Below are 21973 nucleotides of genomic sequence, written 5' to 3' on the forward strand. Positions count from 1 at the left end.
TGTGTTCCGTGGTCGGCACGGATGTGACCGGGGCGGCCCGTGTTTAGCGTTATGAGCATGGAAATCAACGCAACCATCAGCACCGACATCAACATCAACCTCGAGGTGGCCGATCCCCAGGCCGCCGCCGCGATCTACGACGCCGCGTTCGGACTGGGCGACCGGCTCGGGTTCCGGGCCTCGCAGACGCCGACGACCGGTTTCCGCGGATTCATCTTGTCGCTGGTGGTGTCGCAGCCCTCCACCGTCGACAGCCTCGTCGGCACCGCGGTCGACGCCGGGTTCACCGTCCTCAAGCCCGCGAAGAAGAGCCTGTGGGGGTACAGCGCGGTGATAGAGGCGCCGGAGGGGACGATCTGGAAGATCGCCACTTCGAACAAGAAGGATGTGGGCCCGTTCACCCGCGAGATCGACGACGTGGTGTTGCTGATGGGCGTGACGGATGTGAAGGCCAGCAAGCAGTTCTACGTCGATCGTGGTTTGACGACGTCGAAGAGTTTCGGCGGCAAGTACGCCGAGTTCGCGAAGCCGGGCTCTCCGGTCACCCTGGCGTTGTACCCGCGCAAGGCGGCAGCCAAGGAGGCGGGGGTCGCCCTGGAGGGCAGCGGATCACACCGCCTCGTCATGGACAGCGGCATCGGTTCGTTCACCGACCCGGACGGTTACGTGTGGGACACAACTGCCTGAGCTGGTCGATCAAGCCCTGTCGTCTGCGGCCAGGGTCAGACTCCGGGCGTACTGATAGGTGCAGTCGGCGCGTTCGAATTCCGCCGCGAGGGCGTGCAGTCGGCCACGATCATCATCGAGCAGGGCTGCGGCCCGCTCGACGATCGAACCGGCTATCGGGTTGCCGGACACCGTGGTCCGAGCCGCGGCGACGAAGCCGCGGGCATCCGGATGGTCGGCCAGGACCGCGGCTTCGGCGCGCAGGGCGACATACCAGTGTCGCCAAATCCAGACGGTGCGCTCGTCCAATGCGTCCGGCTCGGTGGCCAATTCGGCCAGCGCCCGTTCGGGTTGCCCACGATCGAGCAGCACGATGGCATCGAAGACAGCGCGGTAGGCGACCTGCAGGTCGGACGTGCCGCCGAGGGCATCCGCGATGGCCAGCCACTCGGCGCGTGCGGCATCGTCACCGCGCAGACCGTGCGCCATCGCGACCGCCCCGGCCGCCGGAGCGAGACTGGGGACGCGGGGACGGCCGGAGAGCTCCCAGGAATCGACGAATCGTCCACTGCCGGTGAGTACTTCATCGAGATCGCCGAGCAGGGCGTGCACGACCAGCAGTGCGGCGGTGGCGAAATCACCACGCTCGGCCAGCAACGGCAGGTCACGCAGCTGTTCGGCCCAGCGGCGGGAATCCCGAAGGTCGCCGACGGCGATACCGATATCAGCCGACTCGGACAACGCGTTGACGCGTTCGAGGGCGCTGGCGGGCGTTACCGGCAGGGCGGTCAGCAAAGCGACTCGCCGACGGGTGGTCTCGGCGGCGGCGAAGACATCCCCGGCCCACAACTGGGCCGCCGCGAGGGCGTCGAGTGCCGCGCTGCGGGCGAGCGGGTCGCAGGTGCGATCGGCCAGCTCCACCGCCCGTTGCGCGAGTGAGATCGCCGCAGTGCCGGGCGTGGATGTAATTGCCTCGGGCGCTTCGGTTTTCGATTCGGCCTCGGCGCCGGTGAGATCGGCGAGTACCCCGCATTCGGCGAGAGCCACGGCGGCAACTGCGGCCGGGTCCGCACCGGCGAGTTCATGCGCCTCGGCCAGCAGCGCCGCGGCCTCGCCCGCCGCGACCGGCTGTGCGAAGGTGTCGGACATGCGGTAGACGGTGATCGCGGCGGTCGCGAGATCCCGGGCTGACGCCGCGGAATCGCCTGCGCTGCCGATGGTTTCGGCGGCAGCGCGGTAGAGGCGGTACATGTCCTCGCCGCGCATCCGGCATCCTGCTACCTCGGCGGCACGCCGCAACGCCGCGGCGGACGTGACCGGGTCATCGGTCAGCGCCGCCGCCTGTTCGTAGCGTCGCTGAGATTCACTGATCAGATTTCGGGCAAAAGCCAACTGCGCCAGGGAAATCGCCAGCGCGTGCGCGTCGACCCGATGCTCGGGAAGCCTCGCCGCCCAAGTCAGTGCCGCGCGCATGTCGTCGGCGGCGGCATCGAACGCGGAGCGCCATTCGCGGGTAGTCGGCGCGGGATCGGCGACCAGCTCGTTGGCGGTCGCCGCACACCAATTCAGGTGGCGCGCAAGGACTTCGTCGAGTTCGCCCGCGGTGGCGAGTACTTCGCGTTCGTATTGGCGGATGGTCTCCAATGCCCGGTACCGGGTGCCGCGCGCGGAGTGCACCACGGTGAGCAGGCTTTGTTCGGTGAGCCGAGCCAGCCCGTCGGCGACCGCGATCGGATCCAGTTCCGATGATCCGGCCACTGTCATCGCGTCGGCGGCGGTGAACGGCGCCACGAACACCGAGACCCGCCGCAGCACGCACCGGTCCTCGGCGGTCAGCAGCGCCTGGCTCCAATCCAGCATGGCCCGCATGGACTGATGCCGTTCGTCGGCGCGGCGGCCACCTACCAGGAGCCGCAACGGATCCGCGAGGCTCGCGCCGAGTCCGTCGAGTCCGAGGGTGGGCAGCCGAGCGGCCGCGAGTTCGATGGCCAACGCCAGCCCGTCGAGCCGTCCGCAGATCTCGTGCACCTGGTCCAGCTGCTCGGCGTCCACGGGCCAGCCCAGCGCTGCGGCCCGATCCACAAACAACGACACCGCGTCTTCGGCGTCATCGCCGAGCGACAGTGGCGGCACCGTGAACACCTGCTCGAACGGCACCATGAGCCGCGCCCGGCTGGTGGCCAGCACGGTCACGTTCGCACACTGCGCGAGCAGGTGTTCGATGAACGGTGCCACCCCGTCGCGCAGATGCTCACAGTTGTCGAGCACCAGCAGCACCCGACGCTCACCCAGCGTGGCCGACACCGAGTCGTCGAGACTGCGCCCCTGCTGCTCGCCGAGCCCCAGCGCCCGCGCCACCGCGGCCCCGGCCATCGCCGGATCGGTCACCGGCACCAGGTCCACAAACCATGCGGGCTGTTGCGAAATGGTGGGTGGGTGTTGTCCGGCCGCGTAGCGGCCGGACAACAGGATTTGTGGGTTGTTGGGTGTGTCGAGGGTTGGTGATCGATGATGTGTTGGTGGCCAAGGGTTATCGCTGGGTGGATCGTGATCAGCAGTTTTTGATGCCGCCGGATATGCGTGAGTGGTTGAGTGATTCCGATCCGGTGTGGCTGGTGATCGAGGCGGTGGCGGGGTTGGACACTTCGCGGTTGCATGCCAAACGCCGCACTGGTGGTGTGGGGCGTGCGGGGTATGACCCGGATATGTTGCTGACGTTGTTGATTTGGGCGTGGGCCCAAGGCCAGCGGTCCTCGCGCAAGATCGAGTGGTTGTGCTCGCGTGATGTCACCTTCCGGGTGATCTGTGCCGGGGATGTGCCTGATCATGTGACCATTGCCCGGTTCCGTGGCGAGCTGGCTGATGTGGTGGAGGAGTTGTTCACCCAGGTCCTGGTGTTGTGCGCGCGTCTGGGTATGGGCCGGTTGGGGGTGGTGGCGATGGATTCGGTGAAGATCGCCTCGAACGCGTCGTTGAGCGCGAACCGCACCGAGGAGGGGTTGCGGGCGGCTGCTGGCGAGCAAGCCGTCGCTGATGCGGCGCGGGCGGCCGCGCGGGCGGCGGCGGCCGAGCATGCGGCCACCGATGCCGCCGAGGACGAGCAGTTCGGGCCCGATGAGCGTGGTGGGGGCATGTCCACGGAGTTGGTCGAGCCCTCGGCTCGGGCGGCGCGGATCGCTGCGGCGTTGGCGGAGTTGGAGGCTGAAAACGCCGCTCGCGCCGAGGCGCGTGAGGGGGCCGGGGCCCGTCGGCGCGAGCGTGAGCAGGCCAGGCAGGTCGCTCGTGATGCGATGGTCGCTGACTATCAGCGCCGTCGTGACGAGCGGGGGCCCCGGGTCGGGTTGCCCCCGGCCGAGATCCGGGTGCAGGTGCTGACCCGCAACTGGGAACAGGCCCGCGCCGCGCAGCAAGCCAAGATCGAGCGCTGGCTGGCGGCGGGCGGGCGCGGGCGCCGGCCCGCCCCGGTGGATGAGGAGTACGCGGTCAAACGCGTGCGCCGGGCATTGGATCGTGCGGTCGCCGCGCAGGCGGTAACCGCGCAGGCCGAGGCGGTGACCCGGGCTGGGGCGGCCCGCAAGGCCGCCGAGCGGGCCGGCAACGATAAAGACGCCCAGCGCAATATCACCGACCCCGAGTCTCGCCCGATGCCGCTGCGCGGCGGGGGATGGTTGCAGGGATTCAACTGTCAGGCCGTCACCTGCGGCGACGGACTGATCATCGCTACCGGGGTCGCCAACAATCCCAGCGACTGTCCCGCCTTCGCCGAGATGATGGGCAAGGCCGCTACCGCCGCCGACCTCATCACCGCCCACCATCCCGTAGACACACACGAAAACCCTGCTATCGCAACACTTCTCAACGACTACACGGCCGCGGTAACAGCCCCGGCCGGTCCCGACACCACTGGTGAAACCTCACCCGCCCCGATCGGAATGCTGCTCGCCGACGCCGGCTACCTGAGCACCGATAACCTCACCGCCGCCGGGCCCGCCCGGCTCATCGCCATCGGCAAACGCCGTGACCTGGCCACCGCCGCCCGCACCCGGCCCACCACCGGCCCCCCGCCCACCGACGCGCCGGTGATCGAGCAAATGGATCACCGGCTGCGCACACCAGAAGGCGCCGCCCTCTACAAACAACGCAGCCACATCGCCGAAACCCCCTTCGGCCACGCCAAACACAACCTCGGCTTCCGACGCTTCACCAGCCGCGGAACCAGCCGGGCCGCAGCAGAATTCAGCTTCCACGCCCTCGTTCACAACCTGTTCAAAGCCATCGGAACCCGCCACCTCACCCTGGCGCCCTGCTGACAAGCAGGACCGGGAGGATCTACCAACCCCGTGTTGCCGGCCACTACGCGGCCCGCAACACCAGCACCCATTTCGCAACAGCCCGCATGCGCCGCCGGTGAATTCGCTGGCAAGGTCTGCGGTGACCGCCAAGGCCAGCCGCGTCTTGCCGACTCCGCCGGGCCCCAGCGCGGTCACCTGCCGATGCGTCCGCACCGCCTCGCGCAACGTGGAGCGTTCTCGCTCGCGGCCGACGAACGAGGTCAGCGGCGTGGGCAACACGGCGGCCGCCGTGTTGCTGTCCGCTGCCTGTTCGAACTCGCTCGCCCGGCCGGCCAGCGCTCGCCGGTCCGCAACCCCGACCTTGCGCAGCAGTGCGGACACATGGGTCTCCACGGTGCGCACGGAAATGAACAGCTGCGCAGCGATTTCGGCATTGCTGCGATGTTGCCCCACCAGGGCGAGCACCTCGGCCTCACGATCCGAGATCCCAGCGGCAAGCTTCGACTTCGACACGCCCACATTCTCACTTACGGCCATTTCACCCGCGCGCGGGAGCACCTACGTGCGCCTCTCAGTGGCACGTTCCGTGGTCACCACGGATGTCGCGCCGCCTCGCCGGACCTAACGTCATTCCCATACCGACCAGCACAAACACCGGACTTACAGGAGTACAGATGACCGCCACCGCAGCCAAGGGCATCAAGACCGTGCTGCACCCCGTCTCCGACCTGGCCGCGGCAACCGCCGTGTACACCGCCCTGCTCGGTGTGTCGCCGGCCGTCGAAGGCACCTACTACGTCGGCTTCGACATCGACGGTCACCACATCGGCCTGGTGCCGGACGGTGGCCCGCAGGCCATCACCACCCCGGTCATCTACTGGGAAGTGTCCGATATCGAGACCACGCTGGCCGACCTGACCGCCGCTGGCGCAACGGTGCAGCAGGGCCTGCGCGATGTCGGCCAGGGCCGCCGAGTCGCCGAGGTCATCGACCCCGACGGGAATGTCCTCGGTCTGCTCCAAGATCGCTGAAAGCTTCCCACCGAAACCAACCCGCAAAACCCACGGAGGAAACAGCAATGACCACTCGTACCGCCCCCAAGAACAAGCCCACCGTCGGCTTCTCCGCCGAGGAACTTGCCGCCATGAAGGACCACGCCCAGGAACTCGGGACCGCCGCCCGCCGCGGCGCCCGCGCCACCAAGGCCGACGGCACCGCAGATGTCCTCGCCAAGTTCGCCGAAATGGGCGACGCCGATCGTGCTCTGGCCGAACGCATCCACGCCATCGTCACCGAACACGCCCCGCAGCTGACCCCCAAGCTCTGGTACGGCATGCCCGCCTACGCCAAGGACGGCAAGATCGTCTGCTTCTTCAAGAGCGCCGAGAAGTTCAAATCTCGCTACGCCACCCTCGGTTTCGAAGACAAGGCCACCCTCGACGCGGGTACGGTCTGGCCCACCTCCTTCGCCATCACCGGCCTCACTCCCGCCGACGAACAGATGATCGGCGCGCTGGTCGCAAAAGCGGCAAGCTGAATCCCTCCGAGTAGCTGCTACCAACAGGAGAACGATCATGAAGTTCCGTACCCACGTCGAGCCACCCGAGCCCATGCGGGGCCTGGAAGTTCCGCCCGAGGTGGTGGCCGCGCTCGGCGAGGGTGCGCGGCCGCCGGTGACCATCACGGTCAACGGGCATTCCTGGAAGAGCCGGGTCGCCCTCATGCGCGGCCGCTACCTGCTCGGCCTCAGCAACGCCAACCGGCAGGCCGCGGGCGTCGCGATCGGCGACGAGGTCGAGGTCGAGCTGGAGCTCGACACCCAGCCGCGCGTCGTCGTCGCGCCCCCGGACTTCGCCCAGGCCCTGGACGACAACCCCATCGCCCGCGCCGCCTACGACAACCTCGCCCACAGCCGCAAGCGCGAGCACGTGCACGCCATCGAGAGCGCGAAGAAGCCCGACACGCGCCAACGGCGCATCGAGAAGGCCATCGCCACCCTGCGCGGCGAATCATGACCGGTCTGTACTGCGCGCCGACTCGGTAATAAAGACCGGCACACGGCGATATACGAGCAGCGAACGTCATGATGCTGGAGGTGGGCGATGGCCGCCGAGACCGTAGCGCCGAAGTTCCGTTGGATTCGCTTGTGCTGGAAGGTGTTCCTCGCTGCAGCCGCGGTGTACGTAGTGGTGTGGGAACTCGTCGTCTTCACGTCCCTCTTGGGCGCCGGCAGCCCACCTGTCAACGATCCGCCCTACAAGCTCATGCAAGTACCCGCAAGCGTGCAGTCGCCCCCGCCCACCCAGCCGTCTCCCACCACGATCACGTCACCCCCATTGAAGTAGCCGCGTCGGCGACCCGGATAACCGATGGCGGGGGAGGGGTGCCGTTCGGATAATGCTCGGATGGATAGCGGATTCGTCCACGGTGTGGAGCTCTCGGCTCGGTTCTACCGGGAAGCTGTTTTACCGCTGATCAATCGATACTTCGGCCCCTTGCCGCATACCGCGGCCCGCATCGGGAAAGGCTCGGAGGTCCTAGGGTTCGACACGGAGCGCTCGGCAGACCACGAGTGGGGACCTCGTTTGCAGATCTTCTTGCGACAGCAGGACATCGAGACAATCTCGCACGACATCAGCGCCATGCTCGCCGATCACCTACCCAAGACTTTCCTCGGCTACCCGACCCACTTCGCCGGCGAGGGACGGATCCGGCACATGCAGGTCACCGACGGACCGGTGTTTCACCGAGTTGAAATAGCCGCTCTCGGAACGTGGTTCGCTACACACCTCGGCTTTGATCCGCGCGTTCCGGTCACTACGGTCGACTGGCTCGCTACCCCTACCCAGGCACTGGCGGAGGTGACGGCGGGCGCGGTGTTCCATGACGGACTCGCCGAACTGGAACCGGCACGATCCCGCCTGGCTTGGTACCCGTCCCAGGTGTGGCGCTACGTGCTGGCGTGTCAGTGGGAGCGCATCAGCCAGGAAGAAGCCTTCGTCGGGCGATGCGGCGAAGTCGGCGACGAGCTCGGCTCGGCGGTCGTCGCGGCCCGGCAGGTCCGGGATCTGATGCGCTTGTGCCTGTTGATGGGACGCCGCTATCCGCCGTACAGCAAATGGCTGGGCAGTGCCTTCGCGCAGCTACCGGCAGCCACGGCGCTGAACCCGATACTGCGCGCGGCTCTGGCTGCGACCGACTGGCGTCAGCACGAGCAACACCTTGCCCGCGCGTACGAGATCGTTGCGGCTCAGCACAACCAACTGGGACTCACCGAACCGATCGACCCCAGCACGCGGCCGTATCACCATCGGCCGTTTCAGGTTCTTCATGCCGAACGCTTCGCAACCGCACTGCTGCACTCCATCACCGACCCGCACCTGCGCGCCACGCCACCGATCGGAACCATCGACCAATACGCGGACAGCACCAACATTCTCGAACACCGCGACCGCACGCGCGCCGTCGCCCACGCCGCCCTCGATCCCCGCCACCGCACCTGAGGTTCACCACGGTGTCTCATCAGCCAAGCTCGATCAAGGGCGGCGGCTTGCGAGGACGCAGAACTCGTTTCCCTCTGGGTCGGCGAGTACGACCCAACTCGTATCCCCTTGTCCGACATCGGCGTATCGGGCACCGAGGTCGAGTAGGCGACGGACCTCTTCGTCTTGGTCTCTGTCGGTCGGGTTGACGTCGATGTGCAGCCTGTTCTTGACGGTTTTGCCCTCGGGGACAAGCGCGAAGGTCAACGTCGGTGGCACCGGGCCGGGGTGGTCCTTGCCTTCAGGCACCAAAGGGGAACCGATCGAGACAGTTTCGTCGTCTTGGTCCAGCACCTCGTAGCCGAGGACCGAGCACCAGAACTGAGCGAGACCGTTGGGATCGGCGCAATCGATCGCGAGTTCGGTGAACTTACTGGCCATCTCGGGGCCTCCTGAGTCAAGTGGCGCAGCGGATTTCGTGCGGCAGGTTCATCCGGCTGCAGCGCTGCGCGCGTACTGTCCGGGCGTCGTGCCCAGTATGCGTTTGAAGTGTCGGATCAGGTGCGGTTGGTCATGAAAACCGGTGGCGGCGGCCACATCTCGCGCGGGCATGCCGCCCAGCAGCAGCGGGCGGGCCAGGTCGATCCGGCGGGAGATCAGGTACTGGTGCGGTGGCATCCCGAACTCGCGGCTGAACGCGCGAATGAGATGAGTGGGGTCGGCGTGCAACACGACCGCCGCCTCGGTGAGAGAAATGCCTTCGGCCGCAAGGGAATCGAGCAGATCTCGCAGACGGTGAGCCAACCCGGGATCGGCGCGCCGAACCGTCGGATCAGTGCCGCGCAACAGGTCGCGGAGCCGGTCGTGGATGAGCGCGAGGCGACTGGCGGCCTCCAGCTCCTCGCCGCGGTGGGTGAGTGTCGCGTGTAGCTGGCGGACGCGGCGGTGCAGCAGCGGGTCGGTGAAGGTCGGGGTATCGACCGCGGAACCGATCAACGCCTCGGGGAGGTGAGCATCGTCGAGATACAGCACCCGCTTGCGGAACCCGTGCGCGGTCGCGGCCTGACCGTTGTGCGGAACATGCGGCGGAAGCAGCGAGACCACGGACCCGAGGGCCCCGTGTTCGTGCCGGTCGAGGTCGTAGCGGACCGCCCCCTCGTCGACGATCAGCAGCGTCCAGTAGTTGTGGGCGTGCATCGGGTAGACGTGCCCGATGAAACGGGCATGAAAGACCTCGACAATCCCCGGCACCCGCGGCTGCCAGGCCCTGACCTGCTCAACCGCACCGGCAACCATGCCAGGATCGTACAAGCCTCGGCGGCCCGGATCGCGGGAGAGTCATCGGCATGGAAAACGTGCGATTCGACACCAAGATCGCGGTACTGCTGCGCGACGACCTGCCGACCTGGCAGCGGCTGAATGTGACGGCGTTCCTGGTCAGCGGCCTCGGCACCACCCAACCGGAGGTGATCGGGGAACCGTACGAGGACGCCGACGCGGCGATCTACCTGCCGATGTTCCGCCAGCCGGTGCTCGTCTTCGAGGGCAGCAAGGAACTGCTGCGCGGCGCGCACAGCAAGGCACTGGCCCGGGAGCTGCGGACGTCGATATTCATCTCAGACATGTTCACCACCGGAAACGACCGAGACAACCGGGCCACGGTGCGCGCGGTCGGCGCCGACTCCCTGGACCTCGTCGGCATCGCCGTGTACGGCCCGCGCAACGTCGTGGACAAGATCTTCAAAGGTGCACGAATGCACCCGTGAATATGGGTATGTCGTTGCAGGACAATGTGCATAGGATCGCCGACATGGCGACACGGCTTGTGCAGATCAACATCAAGGCGCGGGATGACTCCGCGCTCGGCCGGTTCTGGGCGGAGGCGCTGGGCTGGGGTGTTTCCAGCGAGGGGCCCGGGGTGACAAACGTTGAGCCCGTTGGCTTCTCCTGGCCGGACCCGGCCGCTGTCTGCGTCGATGTCGTCACCGTCCCGGACCCCGAAACCGTGAAGTACCGGGTGCACGTCGATCTCGCCACCACCTCCGCTACCCATCAAGCGGAGTTGGTCGCGCGCCTAGAGGATCTCGGTGCGACGCGCGCCGACATCGGGCAGGGCGATGTTCCGTGGACGGTCTTGGCCGACCCGGAGGGCAACATGTTCTGTGTGCTGGAGCCGCGGGAGATCTACCGGGACACCGGCCCTATCGCCGCGGTGGTCGTCGACTGTGTGGATCCGCGAGCCATGGCGCGGTTCTGGGGCGAGGCGACGGACTGGATCCTGCACGAGGTGACCGACGATCACGCGAGGTTGCGTTCGGCCGCGGGTGTCGGCCCCTATCTGGAGTTCCTCCGTACACCCGCCGAAACCGTATGGACCCGTGTCCATCTCGACGTCCTGCCGTACGCCGGTGACGATCAAGCGGCGGAAGTCGCCAGACTGCGGGAGCTGGGCGCCACCGACCGGGACCTCGGCCAGGGTGACGTACCGTGGACACTGCTGGCGGACCCGGAGGGCAACGAGTTCTGCGTCCTCGGCCCGGGGCGTTGACCGACGGCCCGGAGAATGCGTTGGCGGCCAACCGATCTAGGGTAGGCAGCCACACTCGGATCCGGCACGAGGGAGCGTCTGCGGTGACCGTCCAATATCACACCCGGGTCCGATTCCGCGTCATACCAAAGGGTTACACGGAACGAGAATCCGGCAGCTAGTTTCGGGGGTATCGAATTCGGCGCCCCGGTTCGAACATCGACCGGCTTGGCATCGTCGACGGACGGAGGTGGCGTCGCCGCCTCAGCTCTCAGGAAGACTTATGACGACACCTGCCTTGGCCTCCGAGTCACCCGCGCGGTCACCGCGGCGCGGCGCTGACGGTGATTACGCCCGTCTGTTGCGCCGGATCTCCGACGCGGGGCTGATGAACCGGCGTCCGGTCTACTACGCAGTCCGGCTCAGCCTCGTCGGCCTCGCGTTCGCAGCAGGCTGGGCGGCGTTCGTCCTGATCGGCGATTCGTGGTGGACGTTGCTGGTCGCGGGGTTCATGGCCGTGACGTTCGCGCAAGTCGCACTCGTCATGCACGATGTGGCGCACCGCCAGGTCTTCCGGCTGCGGCGGCCGACGGAGCTCGTCGGACGAATCGTCGGCAACGCGGGCATCGGCCTGGGCTACGGCTGGTGGCAGGACAAGCACACCCGGCATCACGCCAACCCGAACCACGAGGAACTCGACCCCGATGTCGCGCCCGACATCCTGGTCTGGTCGCAAAAGCAGGCCCGGTCCAGCCGCGGTCTGGCTCGTCTCATCGGGCGGGCGCAGGCGTTCCTGTTCTTCCCCCTGCTGTTGCTGGAGGGCCTGAACCTGCATGTGGCCGGCGTGCGTGCGCTCCGAAATCGATCGGTCAAACACCGCGGCTGGGAGGGCGCACTGCTGTTCGGCCACTTCGCCCTCTACCTCGGCGCACTGTTCGCGGTGCTGCCCGCCGACAAAGCCTTCGTGTTCATCGCTGTCCACCAGGGCCTGTTCGGGCTGTACATGGGCTGCATCTTCGCCCCGAATCACAAGGGCATGCCGACCTTGACCGGCGACGAGCGCCCCGATTACCTCCGTCGCCAGGTACTGACCTCGCGCAACGTACGGGGTGGCGCGTTGACCGATATCGCGCTCGGCGGGCTCAACTATCAGATCGAGCACCACTTGTTCCCGAGCATGCCGACGCCGAACCTGCGGCACGCCCGGTTGATCGTCCGCGACTACTGCGCCGAAATCGACGTGGCCTACCACGAAACCGGGCTGATCTCCTCGTACCGCGAGGCGCTGATCCACCTGCACCACGTCGGCGCGCCCTTGCGCACACCCGAACCCGAAGTGCCACAACGCGCTAGCTGAACAACTGCGGACATCGGTTCGGCGGATGTCCGAAACGCTGAGAAGACCCGGCCCCCAACAGGTTCCGGGTCTTCTCGGCGGTCTACGGTCAGCGCGCGCTGGCGGTGCAGAGCACCTCTCTGACCTCTGCCCCCGACTTGTCCGCGGAACCGACATTGGCCAGCATCGCCGGCGGGTAGATCCGGGCCAGGCTGGTGTACGCGCCGAACAACGCGGCATCACGGTTGATACCCGCGCCGGTGGCAACCGCGCGACGGGTGTAGACGAGCGCGCCGCAGCCGTCCGCCCAGTCCACCAAGACGATGCAGTCGGAGACGCCGCTCACGCCGCACGCCGCGAGCGCCTCATCGATGGCTTGCTCGCGGCTCACCGCATTGTTACTGGTCCCGTAGGTCCAGTCCTCGGCACTGAACGCGATCGCGCCGTGCAGGCTGGCCGCGTTCGCCGCACCGGCGCCGATCACCGACCCGGTCGCAAGACCCACCGCCGCGATCGCGACGACAGCCTTACTCATGAACTTCATCAAGCACTTTCCTTTGTGAACACGTGTGGCGGAGATTGACCCACGAATCATGGCGGATCGCTGTCTGATTCGCCCAATTCGCCGTGGGGGATCACATCTCCCGTCGGTTGCTATACAGTGACCCCAGGCAGTAGCGCCTCCTGACAGGCCTGTGCCGCGGTGTCGACATCGTCCCGCCACGCTCTGTGCGCCATCCGTGCGACGAGCGAATCGAATACCCCCTTCTTCCCCGTCGTTTCCCGACATCGGACGTTTCGTCCCTCCCCGGAGATCGATCCTGTCCTCATGCCTGTCGAACGAGCATCAACAACACAACAGAATGGAGTGAAAGCCCATGATTACCAACGCAATTGCCACTGGCGACGAACGAGCGATCATCGAGGACATGCTCGACCGCAACCGCGAAGCACTCATCGAGACCGCACGCGGCCTGTCCGAGGCCGACGCCCGCCGACAACTCGTCGCGTCGCTGACGACACCGATCTCATTGCTCAAGCATGCCGCCGCCGCGGAACGCATTTGGTTCCAACGGTTCTGGGCAGGACTAGACGAATCCGAATGCGACGGATACTCGCGCCGCGACCTGGGGACCTTCGCCGTCACCGACGACGAGTCGCTGGCAGACGTCATCGCCGAGTACGAGCGCGCCAGCCAACGATCACGGGAGATCGCGTCCCGCTTCGACCTCGACGACACCAAGGACAATCCCCGCGAAGGAACCGTCAGCATGCGATGGACCCTGCTGCTCATGATCCAAGAGTTCGCAAGGCACGCGGGTCACGGTGACATCCTCCGCGAACAGATCGACAAACCCATACTGCGACAGTCGAACTCGTAGACTTCGGCGTACTCGTGGGTGAGTGAAACCGGCTTCGGATCAGGTCTCGGCTAGTGAGTCCCGTTGTCCCGCTGCGCCTTACGCTCTGCGTTCGCCATCCGCAGCAGATGGATCGGAGTCGGTGGCACCCGGTTACGCCACGATCGGCCTGCTCGGTGAGCCCGGCTGGTGAACCGGGGGTGGCAGCCGCAGGGCCTGTCCGGCAGATCTTGCCGGACAGGACCGTGGCCGCGGCGGGCTCAGCGCTTGAGCGTGAAGGTGAAGTCGCCGGAGAGCGTGCCGCTCAACCGGATTGCCGAAACGAGACTTCCCTCGACGATCAGCCTCTCGACCTCGGCTCGCGAGAACCCGAAACCGTCACGGATCAGTCGTACCGGCCGGACCGGTATCCGCGCTGCAAAGCGGACCGAGACGTCGATCGCCTCGTCCGCCAGCTGATCCGAGCCGCCGGTGTCGAGACGCCAAGCGTTGTCCCAGTCGAGGGCGACGCGATTACGGTGCTGCACCACCGGATCCTGAAGCAGCTCAGCTGTCAGCCCGGAGTCGTTGGTATGCAGCCGGTTCAGCAGTTCAGGTGGTATGGAGCGCACATTCATCCGCTCCAGCACAGCGAGCTTTACCGTTTCCCCACAAGCTATACAGCGCGCGAGAAGCCATGCGTCGATGAGCTTGTGGTTTGCGTTGACACGAAACTTACCGCTCGCCCGGAAGCGCTCGGATGCGCACGCGTGGCAACGACGGCGAACGAGCGGCAGGCAGGTCGGCACGACCACCCAGTTTTTGAGCATAGAAAGTACACCTGTTCAGTGAGAAGTCCGCAGCAAAAGGGAGCACGACGCACATATGCGACGCGCAACAAATCAGTGCTCGAGAGGTCTCACTGGATGTACAACGGCATGTCCTCGACTAGGCGACTCGGTTCGGCAGCACGGTAACGGCGCACACAGCGCCGCGCCATTGGTTTTCGAACGCCGCACCGCCAGGTTCCCGCAGATCATGGACGTTGATCTGGGAGGGTGCCCACTCAGGAACGTGGGTTCACCGTGAGGGGTTTCACTATCGTGGGCGAATGTCCTTGTTGTCCGATACCCCCGCTGCACGTGAGCGGTCCAGTCCGGGTCGATTCCTGTTGTGGTTAGTGGTCCGTCAACGGCGTCGGGTCGCGCTCGGGGCGACATTGGGGAGTGTATGGATGGTGACCCTCGCGGTGCCGCCCTATTTGTTGTCTCGCGCGATCGATGATGGCTTGGCCACCAAGGACTTCGAGTCTCTAGCCGGTTGGGTGGCGGCGTTGTTCGGTATCGGGGTCGTCAACGCGGCGCTAGGCATCGCACGTCATCGAACTATGACGAAGATACGGATGGAGGCGGCTTTTCAGACGATATCGGCGACCGTTGAGCATTGTGTCCGCCTGGGCGCCGGTCTTTCTCGTCGAACGACCGCGGGTGAGGTCGTGGCGATCGGCAACAGCGACGTTCAGGTGATCGCTCAGTCGCTGACCATTACCGGTCCCGGATTCGGTGCCGTGGTCGCCTACCTGGTTGTCGCTGTGGTGCTGTTTTCCATCTCACCGCTGCTCGCGGTGGTGGTGCTGGCGGGTGTGCCGTTGCTGGCGTTGACCATTGGGCCGTTACTGCATCGGATCGAGCGGACCGGTGCCGGTTATCGTGAGCGGCAGGGCGCATTGACCACTCGGCTGGTGGATGTGCTGAATGGGCTCCCGGTACTGAACGCCCTCGGCGGCAAACCTGTGTATGCCGCTCGCTATCAACGTGATTCGCATGATCTCGTGGCACAGGGATACCGCGTCGGAGCCGCCGCGAGCTGGGTCGACGCACTGTCCAAGGGGCTGCCCGCGGCGTTCCTCGCGGTCGTCACCTGGCTGGGTGCCCGGATGGTAGCCGAGGGGGCGATCAGTGTCGGCGGTCTGGTCGCGGTGTACGGGTACACCGCGATGCTGGTCGTCCCGGTGGAGTCCCTCATAGAGGGTGCGGGTGATCTCGCCCGAGCTCGGGTCGCAGCCAGGCGAGTGACCCAGTTGCTGTCGTTCTCACCGGAGCGGCCCGCCGACCGCGTGAACGCTCCTGCGGCGCCGTCGATTCTGCGAGATCCCGTCTCCGGTGTTGAAGTGCTGCCCGGTCGATCGACCGCGATCGTGAGCAACCGTCCGGCGGAGAGTGCGGCGATCATCGATCGGCTCGGCGGGTTCACCAAATCGGACGTCACATGGGATGGCATCGGCCTGGACGTCATCTCCACCCACCAGCTCCGGCAGCGAATCCTGGTTGCGGACAACGACTCCTACCTGTTCACCGGCAGCGTCCGCGATGTCGTCCGTGGCCGTCACGAGGCCGAGGACGATCGCCTACACCGGGCACTGCACATCGCGCTGGCCTCGGACGTCTTCGACGCCCTGCACGATGGTCTGGCCTCGACGATCGATCCCCGAGGCAACAACCTGTCCGGCGGGCAACGCCAACGGCTGCGGCTGGCTCGCGCCGTCTACGCCGATCCCGAAGTGTTGCTCGCAGTCGAACCGACGTCGGCTGTGGATGCCCACACCGAGGCCACGATTGCGAACCGGTTGCTTGCCGCGCGACGCGGGCGCACTACCGCGGTGACCACGACGTCCCCGCTCATGTTGGCTCACGCGGACACCGTGGTCTATCTGGTCGACGGCGTCGCTGCCGCAAAAGGCACACACCAAGAGCTACTGGCGACCGAGCCCGCCTACCGCGCCCTGGTAACGCGTGGCGGAGCGGAAGAGGAGGCACACCGATGACGACTCTGCTCCCAGTCGCGAGCGCCGCACAGATCCGGCACGCCGCAGGGCACGAGATCCGCACGGACAAACGGGCATTCACTGCTGTCTTGGTGCTCAACGCGCTCGCGGTTGGCGCTGGACTTGCCGGTCCCTGGTTGCTCGGCAAGATCGTGGACGCTGTCGGTGAGTCACCGACGCGGGCGGTCAGCACCGTCGACCGGCTGGCCCTGGTCATCTTCGTCTGTACGGTTGCGCAAATCGCGCTCACCCGATGGGCCCGATACGTCGGCTACCGTTTCGGCGAGCGCACCGCGGCTCGTATTCGAGAACGTTTCCTCGATCGTGTCCTCGCGTTGCCCGCTGCAGTGGTCGAACGAACCTCCGGCGGTGATCTGATCGCGCGGGGCACCACCGACGCGCCCACCATCGCCACGGCACTGCGGACCGCGGCGCCGGACGTTTTCGTCGCGATCATCCAGGCCGCCTTCATCATTGGCGCAGTGTTGATTCTCAACCCTGTCCTCGGGCTGTCGAGTCTGAGCTGTCTGCTCGTCGCTACCGTCGCCGTGCGGTGGTATCTACGCCGCTCCCGCGTCGCGTATCTCGCTGTAGCGGCCAGCGGTTCCCAGCTTGCCGAGATCATGGCGACCAGCGTGGCCGGAGCTCGGACGATCGAGGCTCTCGGTCTAGCCGAAATACATCGTGCAGCAACCGATTCCGCGATCTCCACCGCCCGTCGCACCCGATTGGCGACGCTGCGATTGCGCACAGGACTGTTTCCGGCTCTGGATGTTTCGTATGTCCTACCGCTGGTAGCCGTGCTGCTGATCGGCGGTGTGCTGCACAACCGCGACGCCGTCAGCCTCGGCACCGTCGTGGCGGCAGCCATGTACTTGCGACAACTGATCGGGCCGCTGGACACGGTCATGCTGTGGATCGACGGGGTGCAGAGCGCAATCGCGTCCTATGCGAGGTTGGAAGGTCTCTCGTCCACACCCATTGCGCGCCCAGTCATTTCAGCGGAGCCGACGGACAATCGGATCCACCTCGTCGATGTGAGCTACGCCTACGAGCGTGGCCATGATGTGCTGCACGGAGTCGAGCTCGACATCAGACCGGGGGAGCGCCTCGCCGTGGTCGGCACATCTGGTGCGGGCAAGTCCACCCTAGCCAGGCTCCTCGCGGGGATCGACACACCGCGGACCGGCGCGATACACCTTGGCGGCGTACCGATCTCGGGCCTGCACCCGGACCGGTTACGCCACCAGGTAGCTCTGGTCACCCAGGAACAGCATGTATTCCACGACACCATCCGCGGAAATCTGCTCATCGCCAGGCCGGACGCCACCGACGCTGAGGTACACACCGCACTCGCCGCCATCGGTGCCGATTGGGTCGACGAACTGACAGACGGACTCGACACCCACCTGTGCGGCAACGATTACCGCATCGATGCCGCACAGGCGCAACAGCTTTCACTGGCACGCGTGGTTCTCGCCGACCCGCACACCGTCGTTCTCGACGAAGCCACCGCTCAAATGGACCCGACGTCGGCGCGAAACACCGAGCGAGCACTTGCCGTTGTGCTCGAAGGGCGCACGGTCATCGCGATCGCCCACCGACTACAGACGGCACACGACGCGGATCGGGTCGCCGTGCTGGAAGCCGGCCGGATCATCGAACTGGGCACACACAACGACCTGATCGCGCGCGGGGGCGCCTACGCCTCGCTATGGCACTCATGGCACGGTGAGAAGGCCGGATAGTGCTCGGCCGCCTCACCCGCTCATCGGCCTAGAGATTCAGGCTTGGACCTGATCGTGGCTGTCGGTGAAGGTCAAGAAGCGGGGGATCACCTGGTCTGGGTTGGCCCACAGTAGGTCGTGTCCGACGCCGGGGTAGATCTCGACCTCGACCGACGGGATGTGCTTGCGTGCGCGAGCCGCTCCGAACTCGGGATCGTTGACGACTGTCTCGGCGCCGAACAGCATCAGAGACGGCGCGGTGATACCGGCCAGTTGTTCGTCGGTGAACGGACGGTCCCACGGCACTCCCGAGCGGAACTTCAAGAGCGCCATCATCATTGCGAACTCCTCGGTGGTCGGCTCGAATCCGGGCGTCAGCCACTTGCCGAACTTTCGCATGCGCTCAGGGGTCTGCCGCATGCCCATCACTAGGAATTTGAACAGCAACCCCCAACTCGGCTTGGCGAACGTGGCCCCGCTCGGCTCGAACATGGTCAAACTCGCCAGGCGTTCGGAGTGGTACACCGCGACTACTCCGGCCAGCCAGGCGCCGTAGGAATTTCCGGCGAGGTGTACCCGGTCCTCGCCGAGGCCGTCGAGCACCTCGACCATCCACTTCGCGATGTCCGTCGCATCGCGCAACGGCGCGGTCTGCTCGCAGCGCCCGGCCCAGCCGATGACGTCCGGCGTGTACACCACATGGTCGCGTGCCAGGTCTCGAATGAACCGGTACCACACCATGCCATTGCCCCCAATGCCCGGCAACAGCACGATCGGCGCGCCCGCCCCGGCCCCGGATTTGCGCACTCGCGTTGTGCCGAAAGAAGTTTCGACATCGATGTCTTCCGACGGCACCGGCCATTGCGCTGCCGCGGTGTCGTAGACGCGCAGGAAAGTGGCCTTCGCTTCGTCGTTGGTGAATCTCCCGATCTTCGGCATGTGCAGCCTCCCCTTTACTTGGTCTTTACGATATGACCGTATCACGTAATGCGGTATGCACGTATCACGGATGCGATACGTGCGTACCATCTAGACCGGAGGTTCTTCGACGAGAGAGGAAGGCGGCAGGTCTAGTGCCACGTTTGGTCGACCATGAGGTGCGGCGACGTCAGATCACCGATGCCGTAAGGCGAGTCATCGTCAGCGGTGGTCTGGAAGCCGTGACCTTTCAAACGGTCGCCGCCGAGGCCGAGATCTCGGTTCGGCTCGTGCAGTACTACTTCGGTACGAAGAAGGACTTTCTCCTGGCGACCCATCGATCGGTCATGGAGGACGCTGGCGCGCGGTTCATGCAACGGTGGACCGCGCTCGGCCCGGACGCCGCACCCCGCGAAGCCATCCGCGCGGTATTGACCGAACTGCTGCCGCTCGACGACCAACGCCGCGAGGAAACCCTTGTGCTCGGTGCCTTCGGCTGGGCAGCGATCGCCGGCCAAGGCATCACCGCAGAGGAAACCTTCGCCGCGCCAAGAGCTTTGGTCGCGCTCGTCGCCGATCAACTCCGGCGAGTTCAGCGCCCCGACGTCGTGGCACCGAACAACCCGGAACTCGACGCCCAGCTCATCGGCATGGCGATCGGTGGACTCGCCCAAGGCATGCTCCAGGGATACAGCACCGCAGAGGCCGCAGTCGGGCTCGTCGACCATCTCCTCGATCGCGTACTCGGGACGACGACGAGCGTCCAAGCAGCGCAAGGGATCCCGAACCCACTCACGATTTGATCGTTCATCCGCATCTGTGGATGTCCTGAGCCGCAGCGCATCTCGCTCATGCTGACTGACGCCTTTGGTTGGGTAGTGTGCATGCGACAGGGCGGTGTGGGCCGTGTCCGATCGGCAAAAAGGGGAGAACATCATGGATATCGCGCAGATGAACCGCGCTGTCATCGAGCAGTTTCGTGCGGGCGGCCCGATCGACGGGATGGACCGCAACACACTTCTGCTGCTCACCACCGTGGGTCGTAAATCCGGGCAGGCACACACGACTCCGCTGATGTTCCATCGTGACGATGATCGGCTCCTGACCATCGGAGGCAATCTCGGCGCGCCGACGGATCCGCACTGGTATCTCAATGTCGTTGCGGAGCCGAAGGTTACCGTCGAAGTCGACGACGACAGCTGGGCGGCGATAGCAACGCCGCTGTCGGGTGCGGATCGAGCCGCAGTGTGGACGATGCTGGAGGAAACCTATCCCGCGCTTGCTGAGCAGTGGCGCGCGGTGGAGCGGACGATCCCCGTCGTTGCGTTGACGAAGATCTGAATCTCGCCGCCGACGCGACCGGCTTGACCTCAACCGTCTGACGCCCGCGCTACGGCATGACCGTGCGCGGGCAGACAGCGTCATGTGGGTCCAGGCTGTCATCGGGCAGTGTCGAGTAGTGATACGGAGACGCTGTCAGACTTCCTCTATCTACCGACCAACGGCCTCGGCGCTCACGGTGTCGTTCTCCGGCCGCCAGCCCCGCGGAAGCACTTTGCCTTGACGGATCGTGGCCGCGCGACCGGTCGGGTCGGTCAAGGCGCTCAGGTCCGCGAGCGGGTCACGGTCGAGTAGCAACGCGTCGGCCACCGAACCCGCGGTGATCGTCCCGGTGTAGGAGGGCATCGCGATCCGTTCCGCAGCGTGCCTGGTCGCCGTGACGATGATCTCGGCGGGCGACAACCCCGCCTTGGCGAACAGCTGCAGTTCGCGCAGCAACGCCAACGGCGGTGACGGCATCGTCAGCGCAACATCGCTGCCTGCAACGATTTTCACCCCTGCCGCGTGCATGATCGGCAGCGTGCGCATCCCGTACCGGAAACGTGCCATGGATTCCTGCGCCGGGTGGTGCGGGAACGGTCGTCCGAATCCCGGCCGTGCCGCCACCGCCCGCGCCTGGTCTTCGTCGAGGATTCCGTCGACAAGAAGTTCCTGTAGGTAGCCGCGGTCGCCACCGTGTCCGAGCTGTTCCCAGGTCACCAAAGTCGGGCAGTAGTAGGTTCCGGAACTTGCCAGTAGATCGGCGAGTTTCCTGGCTTCGGTCAGATCGTCGTCTTCCGACGGCAGGGGAGCGTGTTCGACGCAGTCCGCGCCGGCCGCTACCGCGTCTTCGATGTCGGCGTGCGTACGGATGTGCACGAGCACCTTCTTCCCCGCCTCGTGCGCGGTCGCCACCATGACGTCCAGGGCGCGGCGGGACAGTTTGTCCGGAGCCCCTGGCTCGCCGTCGTAGATGAATTTGACGAAGTCGACGTCCTCGGCCAGTTCGAGCACCAGCCGACGGCCCTGGTCGGGGTCGCTGACCTGACGGGCCATGGCCGGGTTGCCGTGTGCCTGAAGTGGCCAACCCTCGATCCCGGTGAAGACCGGACCGGCGTAGTAAAGCTTCGCCGTCTCGCCCGGATCGGCTTGCGCTCGCACCGCGTGGTCGATGGCCAATGATCCGCCCAAGTCCACGACCGTCGTGATCCCCGCCGCCAGGAAATCGGCCAGTGCCCGGATGACGAAGGGAACCCGCTCCGGTTCCGGCAGGGCGGCCGCGTAGGCGGCCAAATGCGTGTGGCTTTCCCACAGTCCAGGGATCAGGTATCCGCCACGGCCGTCGATGATCTCGTCATCGGTCGGCACCGCGTCCGGTGCGCTGGGCCGGACCTCGGCAAACCGTTCGCCGGAGACCACGACTTCCGCGTTTTCGATCGGCGCTGCGCCAGATCCGTCGATGACTGTCACGTTCTGAATGATCATGTGAGCAAAGTACATCGGATCCGATATTAATTCTAGATCGGATCCGATGTATCTTG

Annotated in this window: 21 protein-coding genes and 1 pseudogene; 14 read left to right on the plus strand and 8 right to left on the minus strand. The window is 65.9% G+C overall.

What is annotated here, in order from left to right:
• The first annotated feature begins 57 nt into the window (after nucleotides 1-57).
• Nucleotides 58-687: a glyoxalase gene (locus tag ACQPW1_RS18120; RefSeq protein ID WP_433663852.1), complete on the plus strand. Its 630-nt coding sequence runs from the start codon at nucleotides 58-60 to the stop codon at nucleotides 685-687.
• Nucleotides 688-696: 9 nt separating this feature from the next.
• On the opposite strand, the gene ACQPW1_RS18125 is transcribed toward ACQPW1_RS18120, so the two are convergent.
• Nucleotides 697-3054, minus strand: a complete 2358-nt coding sequence (locus tag ACQPW1_RS18125) for an ATP-binding protein (protein ID WP_433663853.1) — start codon at nucleotides 3052-3054, stop codon at nucleotides 697-699.
• Nucleotides 3055-3179: 125 nt separating this feature from the next.
• Here ACQPW1_RS18125 and ACQPW1_RS18130 point away from each other — a divergent pair, with 125 nt between their 5' ends.
• A complete protein-coding gene (locus tag ACQPW1_RS18130; protein WP_433665277.1) occupies nucleotides 3180-4976 on the plus strand; it encodes a transposase in 1797 nt (598 codons plus the stop codon).
• 324 nt (nucleotides 4977-5300) lie between these two features.
• Here ACQPW1_RS18130 and ACQPW1_RS18135 read toward each other — a convergent pair.
• Nucleotides 5301-5495: pseudogene (locus ACQPW1_RS18135) on the minus strand (response regulator transcription factor); the annotation flags it as partial.
• Nucleotides 5496-5632: 137 nt separating this feature from the next.
• On the opposite strand from ACQPW1_RS18135, the gene ACQPW1_RS18140 reads away from it, so the two are divergent.
• The 4 genes from ACQPW1_RS18140 to ACQPW1_RS18155 all read left to right on the plus strand — a co-directional run bounded on the left by ACQPW1_RS18140 (nucleotide 5633) and on the right by ACQPW1_RS18155 (nucleotide 8461).
• Nucleotides 5633-5989, plus strand: coding sequence for a VOC family protein (locus ACQPW1_RS18140; RefSeq protein WP_433663854.1), 357 nt, complete (start codon nucleotides 5633-5635; stop codon nucleotides 5987-5989).
• 47 nt (nucleotides 5990-6036) lie between these two features.
• A complete protein-coding gene (locus ACQPW1_RS18145; protein WP_433663855.1) occupies nucleotides 6037-6495 on the plus strand; it encodes an iron chaperone in 459 nt (152 codons plus the stop codon).
• A gap of 37 nt (nucleotides 6496-6532) precedes the next feature.
• Nucleotides 6533-6973, plus strand: a complete 441-nt coding sequence (locus ACQPW1_RS18150; protein ID WP_433663856.1) for a YdeI/OmpD-associated family protein — start codon at nucleotides 6533-6535, stop codon at nucleotides 6971-6973.
• 390 nt (nucleotides 6974-7363) lie between these two features.
• On the plus strand, nucleotides 7364-8461 hold the full coding sequence (locus ACQPW1_RS18155; RefSeq protein WP_433663857.1) for a DUF4037 domain-containing protein: 1098 nt from the start codon (nucleotides 7364-7366) through the stop codon (nucleotides 8459-8461).
• 33 nt (nucleotides 8462-8494) lie between these two features.
• Here ACQPW1_RS18155 and ACQPW1_RS18160 read toward each other — a convergent pair whose 3' ends face one another.
• Nucleotides 8495-8881, minus strand: coding sequence for a VOC family protein (locus tag ACQPW1_RS18160; protein WP_433663858.1), 387 nt, complete (start codon nucleotides 8879-8881; stop codon nucleotides 8495-8497).
• A gap of 48 nt (nucleotides 8882-8929) precedes the next feature.
• Nucleotides 8930-9736, minus strand: coding sequence for an AraC family transcriptional regulator (locus ACQPW1_RS18165; protein ID WP_433663859.1), 807 nt, complete (start codon nucleotides 9734-9736; stop codon nucleotides 8930-8932).
• A gap of 50 nt (nucleotides 9737-9786) precedes the next feature.
• On the opposite strand from ACQPW1_RS18165, the gene ACQPW1_RS18170 reads away from it, so the two are divergent.
• From ACQPW1_RS18170 to ACQPW1_RS18180, 3 genes are all read left to right on the plus strand, one after another.
• Nucleotides 9787-10206, plus strand: a complete 420-nt coding sequence (locus ACQPW1_RS18170; protein WP_433663860.1) for a DUF2000 family protein — start codon at nucleotides 9787-9789, stop codon at nucleotides 10204-10206.
• A 44-nt stretch (nucleotides 10207-10250) separates the two neighbouring features.
• Nucleotides 10251-10988, plus strand: a complete 738-nt coding sequence (locus tag ACQPW1_RS18175; RefSeq protein WP_433663861.1) for a VOC family protein — start codon at nucleotides 10251-10253, stop codon at nucleotides 10986-10988.
• Between the two features lie 262 nt (nucleotides 10989-11250).
• Nucleotides 11251-12324, plus strand: coding sequence for a fatty acid desaturase family protein (locus tag ACQPW1_RS18180; RefSeq protein WP_433663862.1), 1074 nt, complete (start codon nucleotides 11251-11253; stop codon nucleotides 12322-12324).
• An 88-nt stretch (nucleotides 12325-12412) separates the two neighbouring features.
• Here the strand turns inward: ACQPW1_RS18180 and ACQPW1_RS18185 are convergent, their stop codons facing one another.
• Nucleotides 12413-12847, minus strand: coding sequence for a DUF4189 domain-containing protein (locus ACQPW1_RS18185; protein ID WP_433663863.1), 435 nt, complete (start codon nucleotides 12845-12847; stop codon nucleotides 12413-12415).
• A 334-nt stretch (nucleotides 12848-13181) separates the two neighbouring features.
• Between ACQPW1_RS18185 and ACQPW1_RS18190 the strand changes: the two genes are divergently transcribed.
• Entirely contained in the window at nucleotides 13182-13685 is a 504-nt protein-coding gene (locus ACQPW1_RS18190) for a DinB family protein (protein WP_433663864.1), read from the plus strand.
• Nucleotides 13686-13924: 239 nt separating this feature from the next.
• Here the strand turns inward: ACQPW1_RS18190 and ACQPW1_RS18195 are convergent, their stop codons facing one another.
• Complete coding sequence (locus tag ACQPW1_RS18195; RefSeq protein WP_433663865.1) at nucleotides 13925-14473, minus strand: DUF1062 domain-containing protein; 549 nt, start codon at nucleotides 14471-14473, stop codon at nucleotides 13925-13927.
• Nucleotides 14474-14877: 404 nt separating this feature from the next.
• Here ACQPW1_RS18195 and ACQPW1_RS18200 point away from each other — a divergent pair, with 404 nt between their 5' ends.
• Nucleotides 14878-16467: an ABC transporter ATP-binding protein gene (locus ACQPW1_RS18200; protein ID WP_433663866.1), complete on the plus strand. Its 1590-nt coding sequence runs from the start codon at nucleotides 14878-14880 to the stop codon at nucleotides 16465-16467.
• On the plus strand, nucleotides 16464-18215 hold the full coding sequence (locus ACQPW1_RS18205; RefSeq protein ID WP_433663867.1) for an ABC transporter ATP-binding protein: 1752 nt from the start codon (nucleotides 16464-16466) through the stop codon (nucleotides 18213-18215). Before ACQPW1_RS18200 ends, ACQPW1_RS18205 begins: the two co-directional genes overlap by 4 nt.
• Before the next feature lie 36 nt (nucleotides 18216-18251).
• Here the strand turns inward: ACQPW1_RS18205 and ACQPW1_RS18210 are convergent, their stop codons facing one another.
• On the minus strand, nucleotides 18252-19133 hold the full coding sequence (locus tag ACQPW1_RS18210) for an alpha/beta fold hydrolase (protein WP_433663868.1): 882 nt from the start codon (nucleotides 19131-19133) through the stop codon (nucleotides 18252-18254).
• 134 nt (nucleotides 19134-19267) lie between these two features.
• On the opposite strand from ACQPW1_RS18210, the gene ACQPW1_RS18215 reads away from it, so the two are divergent.
• Nucleotides 19268-19915: a TetR/AcrR family transcriptional regulator gene (locus ACQPW1_RS18215; protein WP_433663869.1), complete on the plus strand. Its 648-nt coding sequence runs from the start codon at nucleotides 19268-19270 to the stop codon at nucleotides 19913-19915.
• A gap of 103 nt (nucleotides 19916-20018) precedes the next feature.
• Complete coding sequence (locus ACQPW1_RS18220) at nucleotides 20019-20453, plus strand: nitroreductase/quinone reductase family protein (RefSeq protein WP_433663870.1); 435 nt, start codon at nucleotides 20019-20021, stop codon at nucleotides 20451-20453.
• A 150-nt stretch (nucleotides 20454-20603) separates the two neighbouring features.
• Here the strand turns inward: ACQPW1_RS18220 and ACQPW1_RS18225 are convergent, their stop codons facing one another.
• Nucleotides 20604-21917, minus strand: coding sequence for an amidohydrolase family protein (locus tag ACQPW1_RS18225; RefSeq protein ID WP_433663871.1), 1314 nt, complete (start codon nucleotides 21915-21917; stop codon nucleotides 20604-20606).
• Nucleotides 21918-21973 lie beyond the last annotated feature (56 nt).

Origin of the sequence: Nocardia sp. CA-128927 (genome assembly GCF_050955855.1) — a bacterium.
In the GTDB taxonomy this organism is placed as follows: domain Bacteria; phylum Actinomycetota; class Actinomycetes; order Mycobacteriales; family Mycobacteriaceae; genus Nocardia.

Excerpts from the sequence above, each read along its gene's own strand:
- ACQPW1_RS18190 (WP_433663864.1), top strand. The coding sequence starts at position 13,182 with ATGATTACCAACGCAATTGCCACTGGCGACGAACGAGCGATCATCGAG.
- ACQPW1_RS18185 (WP_433663863.1), bottom strand. The coding sequence starts at position 12,847 with ATGAAGTTCATGAGTAAGGCTGTCGTCGCGATCGCGGCGGTGGGTCTT.
- ACQPW1_RS18145 (WP_433663855.1), top strand. The coding sequence starts at position 6,037 with ATGACCACTCGTACCGCCCCCAAGAACAAGCCCACCGTCGGCTTCTCC.
- ACQPW1_RS18195 (WP_433663865.1), bottom strand. The coding sequence starts at position 14,473 with ATGCTCAAAAACTGGGTGGTCGTGCCGACCTGCCTGCCGCTCGTTCGC.
- ACQPW1_RS18180 (WP_433663862.1), top strand. The coding sequence starts at position 11,251 with ATGACGACACCTGCCTTGGCCTCCGAGTCACCCGCGCGGTCACCGCGG.
- ACQPW1_RS18150 (WP_433663856.1), top strand. The coding sequence starts at position 6,533 with ATGAAGTTCCGTACCCACGTCGAGCCACCCGAGCCCATGCGGGGCCTG.
- ACQPW1_RS18165 (WP_433663859.1), bottom strand. The coding sequence starts at position 9,736 with ATGGTTGCCGGTGCGGTTGAGCAGGTCAGGGCCTGGCAGCCGCGGGTG.
- ACQPW1_RS18225 (WP_433663871.1), bottom strand. The coding sequence starts at position 21,917 with ATGATCATTCAGAACGTGACAGTCATCGACGGATCTGGCGCAGCGCCG.
- ACQPW1_RS18210 (WP_433663868.1), bottom strand. The coding sequence starts at position 19,133 with ATGCCGAAGATCGGGAGATTCACCAACGACGAAGCGAAGGCCACTTTC.
- ACQPW1_RS18155 (WP_433663857.1), top strand. The coding sequence starts at position 7,364 with ATGGATAGCGGATTCGTCCACGGTGTGGAGCTCTCGGCTCGGTTCTAC.
- ACQPW1_RS18160 (WP_433663858.1), bottom strand. The coding sequence starts at position 8,881 with ATGGCCAGTAAGTTCACCGAACTCGCGATCGATTGCGCCGATCCCAAC.
- ACQPW1_RS18175 (WP_433663861.1), top strand. The coding sequence starts at position 10,251 with ATGGCGACACGGCTTGTGCAGATCAACATCAAGGCGCGGGATGACTCC.
- ACQPW1_RS18205 (WP_433663867.1), top strand. The coding sequence starts at position 16,464 with ATGACGACTCTGCTCCCAGTCGCGAGCGCCGCACAGATCCGGCACGCC.
- ACQPW1_RS18200 (WP_433663866.1), top strand. The coding sequence starts at position 14,878 with ATGGTGACCCTCGCGGTGCCGCCCTATTTGTTGTCTCGCGCGATCGAT.
- ACQPW1_RS18170 (WP_433663860.1), top strand. The coding sequence starts at position 9,787 with ATGGAAAACGTGCGATTCGACACCAAGATCGCGGTACTGCTGCGCGAC.
- ACQPW1_RS18120 (WP_433663852.1), top strand. The coding sequence starts at position 58 with ATGGAAATCAACGCAACCATCAGCACCGACATCAACATCAACCTCGAG.
- ACQPW1_RS18140 (WP_433663854.1), top strand. The coding sequence starts at position 5,633 with ATGACCGCCACCGCAGCCAAGGGCATCAAGACCGTGCTGCACCCCGTC.